Genomic DNA, 5,201 nt, shown 5'->3' with positions numbered 1-5,201 from the left:
GGTACGCCGACCTGGCCGAGGCCGCCGTGCCGCAGCTGCTGCCGTACCTGGACCGGCCGTTCGCGTTCTTCGGGCACTGCGGCGGCGCGCTCGCCGCGTTCGCCACGGCCGTGCGGCTGCGCGAGACCGGGGGACCGGCGCCGACCGTGCTGTTCCTGTCCTCGCAGGTCGCGCCGCACGACGGTCCGTACGGGCGGTTCCTGTCCATGACCGACGCCGAGCTGGGCGTCGAGCTGGCCGGGCTGACCCGGGCGATGGGCGGCGACCCGGACCCGGACATGATCGACCTGGGACTGGGGGTGCTGCGCGCCGACATCACGGCCAACCAGCGCTACCGGCTCGACGAGCCGATCACGCTGCCGTCCGCGATCTGCGCCGTGGGGTGGGCCGACGACGTGGAGATCCGGCCGGAGCAGATGGGCGGCTGGCGCGAGTACGCCCCCGACGGGCTGTTCTCCGCACCCGTGCTGGCGGGCGGGCACCACGAGTTCCTCGCCGCCCCCGACCACCTCGTCACCGAGATGGACCGGACCATGACCGAGGCGCTCGCCGCGCGGACGGGGGGACGGGGGTGACCGAGTACGTCCTGAGCTGCTACCTGACCCCGCCGGGCCCGCTCGCCGTGCTGCAACCCCGGCACGACCAGAACATCAGCCTGTGGCGGCGCACCGCGACCGACGTGGAACTGGTGCGGTTGTGGGAGTTGGAGAGGTTCAGCGGGCAGAAGCACCACTACTGGCCGCTCTACACCCCGCAGCGCGCGGAGGCCGTGCTGACCGAGCTGCTCGCCGGGGAAGGGCTCACGCTCGCCGACATCGGCACCACGTGGGGCACACCCGGCCTGCCCGCCGCGCGGGACGTGCCGATCCCGCCCGGCGCCGAGGAGTACGCCGTGCACTCGCTGGCCCACCTGTTCAGCGGACTGCTGATGGACAGCGACGTCTTCGCCAACGGCACGATCGTCGCGATGGCCGTGGACGCCGCGCCGGACTTCGTGCTGGAGCACGACACCAAGCCGTACTGGTACGCCGGTGCGGTGTCGCAACGGGGTCGCGTCACCTACGCGCCCGTGGAGTCGCCCGCGCCGCTGTACTCAGCGGCCGAGCAGCTGTTCGGCAAGGAACCCGGCACGTTGATGGCACTCGCGTCGGCGTCCACCAACACGATCGCGTTCGACGTCGACCGGGTCACCGGGCTCGACCTCCGCGGCGGCCGGGTGCACCCGGTGTCCGAGGCGGTGCCGTTCGTCGCGTCGATCGTGGAGGCGGCTCGCGACCAGCTCGCCCACCAGGAACCCGACCCGGACTTCACCGAGGAGGAGAACCTCCAGAGCGCGGTGATGAAGGTCGTGCAGGAGGCGTGCGAGCTGATCGCGGCGCGCAACGTGCGCAGGCTGTGCGACCTCGCGGGCGTCGACCCGACGACCGCGCACCTGTCGATGAGCGGCGGCTACGCGCTCAACTGCCCGACCAACACCGCGCTGCTCGACCGGTTCGGGTTCCGCGGCCTGCTCACCCCGCCCTGCGCCAACGACTCCGGCCAGTCCTACGGCCTCGGCCTGCTCGGGTTCTACGCCACCGGCGCGTTCGACGCCGGCGCGTCCGGTCCGGCCCGGCACCGCCTGGGCACCGCCTACCACGGCGTGCCGGTCACCGACCTGGACGAGGCGCTGGCCGAGTTCGCGCCGTGGATCGAGGACGTCTCCGACTTCTCGCCCGACCGGTTCGTCGTGGACGTGACCAAGGCGCCGCTGGCCTGGGTGGACGGCGAGGCCGAGATCGGGCCGCGCGCCCTGTGCCACCGCAGCCTGCTGGGCGACCCCCGGTCGATGAAGACCAAGCAGCTGCTCAACGAGCACAAGCAGCGCCAGTGGTGGCGGCCCGTCGCGCCGGTCGTGCTGGCCGAGCACGCGGGGGAGTGGTTCGCCGCGGCCCGCCCGTCGCCGTTCATGCTCGAGGCGGTCGCGGTGCGGCCGGAGGTGCGCGACCGGGTGCCCGCGATCCTGCACCTGGACGGCACGGCCCGGCACCAGACCGTGACCGCCGCCGACAACCCGCTGCTGGAGCGGGCGCTGCGGGCGTTCCACGACGCGACCGGCGTGCCGGTGCTGTGCAACACCTCGCTGAACGACCGCGGCGAGCCGATAGCCGACACCGCCGCCGAGGCGCTCACGTTCTGCCTGCGCAAGGGCATCGGCGTGGCCTACGTGCTGGGCAGGCGCATCGCGCTGCGCCCCGACCCCGACGCCGCGGCCCGTCCACCGCGCATCCGCCGTGAACGCCTGTTCGCGGATCAGGAAGCGGACCGCGACGCCGCCTGGAACAAGTGGGCGCGGGCCGGTTACACCGATGGTGCGATGTACCTGATGACGCAGATGCCGCAATTGCGGACCGAACCGGAACCCGACGCCGCCGAAGACCTGAACGGCTTGGCCGACTATGTTGGGTCGACCGATCCGGCGTTCGAATTCTGGGTCGACGAGTTCCGACGCGACCAGGGTCCCGGTACCCGGTTTCCTCCCGGAAGGCACACGTGATGAATGGCCAGCCCGGCAGTTTGTTCCGGCAGGCGAATTTCCGAAACCTGTGGTTCGGGCAGACCCTGTCGATGTTCGCGGCCGAGATCACCGCCGGCGTGATCCCGTTGCTCGCGGCGCTCACCCTGAACGCCAGCGTGCTGGAGATGGGCGTGCTGTCCGCCGTCTCGTTCCTGCCCTACGTGGTGGTGAGCCTGTTCGCGGGCGTGTGGCTGGACCGGCTGCCCAAGCGGCCGGTGATCGTGGCCGCCGACCTCGGGCGCGGCGTGCTGCTGCTGTTCGTGCCGCTGGCCGCCGCGCTCGACCTGCTCAGCATGACGTTCCTGCTGGTCATCGCGGTGCTCATCGGCGTGGGCACGGTGATCGCGGACATCGGCAGCGCCTCGTTCCTGCCCGCCGTGGTGAGCAGGCGCGACCTCGTCGACGGCAACAGCAAGCTGGAGATCAGCAACAACGCCTCCCGCATGGCGGGCGAGGCGGTGGGCGGCGCGCTGGTGCAGGTGCTCACCGCGCCGTTCGCGCTGCTGTTCAACACGGTGGCGTACGCGCTGTCCGCGGTGTTCACCCGGCGCATCAGCGTGAACCCGGACGCGGAGCCCGAGGACGAGGACGACGAGGAGCAGCCCGACGCCCGCAAGCCGGACTTCTGGCGCGAGGTCGGTGAGGGCCTGAGGTTCGTCTTCGGCAACCCGGTCGTGCGGACGCTCGCGATCACGGCGCTGCTGTTCAACCTGTTCACGTTCTTCATCGAGCCGGTGTTCCTGATCTTCATCACCCGCACGCTCGCGCTGGAGCCCATCTACATCGGCCTCATCCTGTCCTCGTCGGGCGTGGGCGGCGTGGTCGGCGCGGTGATCTCCGGCTGGGTGTCGCGGCGGCTGCCGCTGGGCACGCTGCTGGTGGTGACCCAGTGCCTCGCGGGCGGCGCGTCGCTGCTGGTCCCGGTCGCCACGCTGGTGCCCAAGCCCGCCGCGGTGCTGATCATCGTGATGCACTTCGTGGACGCGGTCATGGTCATCGTCTACAACGTCAACCAGCGCAGCTACCGGTCCGCGGTCACGCCGGACGCCCTCCAGGGCCGGATGAACGCCTCGATCCGGATGATCGTGATGGGCGTGTGCCCGCTCGGCGCGCTGCTCGGCGGCGTGGTCGGCAACGTGCTCGACGCGACCACCGCGCTGGTCATCGGCTCGCTGGGCCTGCTCAGCTCGGGCGTCTACATCGTGTGCACCCGCATCCGGTCGGTCAAGGAGATCCCGACCGAGCAGCCCACGTCCTAGCCGTCCCCCGGACGCGCAGAGGGCCACCCGGAGCGGGTGGCCCTCCTCGACGTGCTGGTCAGAGCGCCGCGGCGAGGGTGCCGGCCACGGCCTCGCGGTCGACCTTCCCGCTCGGGGTGCGCGGCAGCCGCGGCAGCACGGTGATCGACTGCGGCACGGCGTGCTCCGGCAGCACGCCCTCCAACGCCTTGAGCAGGCCCGGCACGTCCAGCTCGACGCCCGCCTTCGCGGTGACGGCGGCCCGCAGGCTGCGCGCGCCCTCGCCCGCCTCCACGACCACGCACACCGCCGACGCCACCCCCGGCTGCTCCAGCAGCCAGGCGTCCACCTCCAGCGGGTTCACCCGGTAACCGCGGATCTTCACGTCGTGGTCGAGTCGGCTGAGGAACCACACCACCCCGTCGGCCACCCGCACCAGGTCACGGGTGCGGAACGCCCGGGTGTGACCGTGCGGCGTGCGCGGCACGTCCACGTACCGCCGTGCGTTGAGCTCCGGCTGGTGGAGGTAGCCCAGGGACAGCGGCAGGCCCGCCACCAGCAGCTCACCGACCTCCGGCACGTCCGGGTCGAGCGGGTCGACCAGCAGCTCGCACCCCGGCAGCGGCACCCCGATCGGCGGCAGCGAGGGCCACGACGACGGCGGCCCGGTGAGCACGTGCGAGGTGACCATGGCCGACTCGCTCTGCCCGTAGTGGTTGGTCAGCCGGCACCCCGGCAGCCGCTCGAACAGCTCGCGGATCGGCGGCGTGCACACCAGCTGCTCGCCCGCCGTGTTGACCTCGACCAGCGACAGGTGGTCCAGCGAGTCCTCGGCGGACGCGGCCACGGCCAGCATGGTCAGCGCCGCGTTCGGCAGGAACAGCCGCTCCACCCGCTGCTCGGCCAGCCAGTCCAGCAGCTCGAACGGGTCCTGGCGCAGCTCCTCCGGCACGATCACCAGCGTGCCGCCGCCGCACAGCGTGCCCAGCACCTCCTGGAACGACACGTCGAAGTTCAGCGGCGCGAACTGGGCCGTGCGCAGGTCGGGCCGCGGCGAGTGGCCGCGCTGCCACTCGGCCATGCCGTCCAGGCAGCTGTGCGGGATCGCCACGCCCTTCGGCCAGCCCGTCGACCCGGACGTGTAGATCACGTAGACCGGCAGGTCGGGCGAGCAGGCCACCACGTCGTAGGCCGCCCCGGCACCCGGCGCCGGGATGGCGACCGGCACGGCGGAGGACTCGAACCGGGGGCCCGCCCCGGTGTGCAGCAGCACCGACGCGCCGCTGTCGGTGAGCATGTGGGCGAGCCTGCGCTCCGGGTACTCCGCGTCCAGCGGGACGTAGGTGGCGCCGACCGCGGCCACCGCGAGGAACGCCGTCACCACCTCGGCGCTGCGCGCGCCGGCC

Annotated in this window: 4 protein-coding genes; 3 read left to right on the top strand and 1 reads right to left on the bottom strand. The window is 72.4% G+C overall.

The genetic code is table 11. The features are described from left to right. The 3 genes from AB0G02_RS27705 to AB0G02_RS27695 all read left to right on the top strand — a co-directional run. The coding region (locus tag AB0G02_RS27705) for a thioesterase domain-containing protein (protein WP_360799273.1) at positions 1-575 on the top strand (575 nt) is incomplete at its 5' end. Then, positions 572-2,536: a carbamoyltransferase C-terminal domain-containing protein gene (locus AB0G02_RS27700; RefSeq protein WP_360799270.1), complete on the top strand. Its 1,965-nt coding sequence runs from the start codon at positions 572-574 to the stop codon at positions 2,534-2,536. The genes AB0G02_RS27705 and AB0G02_RS27700, both read left to right, overlap by 4 nt. Continuing rightward, on the top strand, positions 2,536-3,816 hold the full coding sequence (locus AB0G02_RS27695) for an MFS transporter (RefSeq protein ID WP_360799267.1): 1,281 nt from the start codon (positions 2,536-2,538) through the stop codon (positions 3,814-3,816). The genes AB0G02_RS27700 and AB0G02_RS27695 overlap by 1 nt, the downstream gene beginning before the upstream one ends. 58 nt (positions 3,817-3,874) lie before the next feature. Here the strand turns inward: AB0G02_RS27695 and AB0G02_RS27690 are convergent. Further along, a partial coding sequence (locus AB0G02_RS27690) for an AMP-binding protein (protein ID WP_360799264.1) occupies positions 3,875-5,201 on the bottom strand: 1,327 nt, incomplete at its 5' end.

The sequence above is a fragment of the Actinosynnema sp. NPDC023658 genome (genome assembly GCF_040639995.1).
GTDB lineage: Bacteria > Actinomycetota > Actinomycetes > Mycobacteriales > Pseudonocardiaceae > Actinosynnema.
This window is presented reverse-complemented; position numbering and strand designations above follow the sequence as displayed.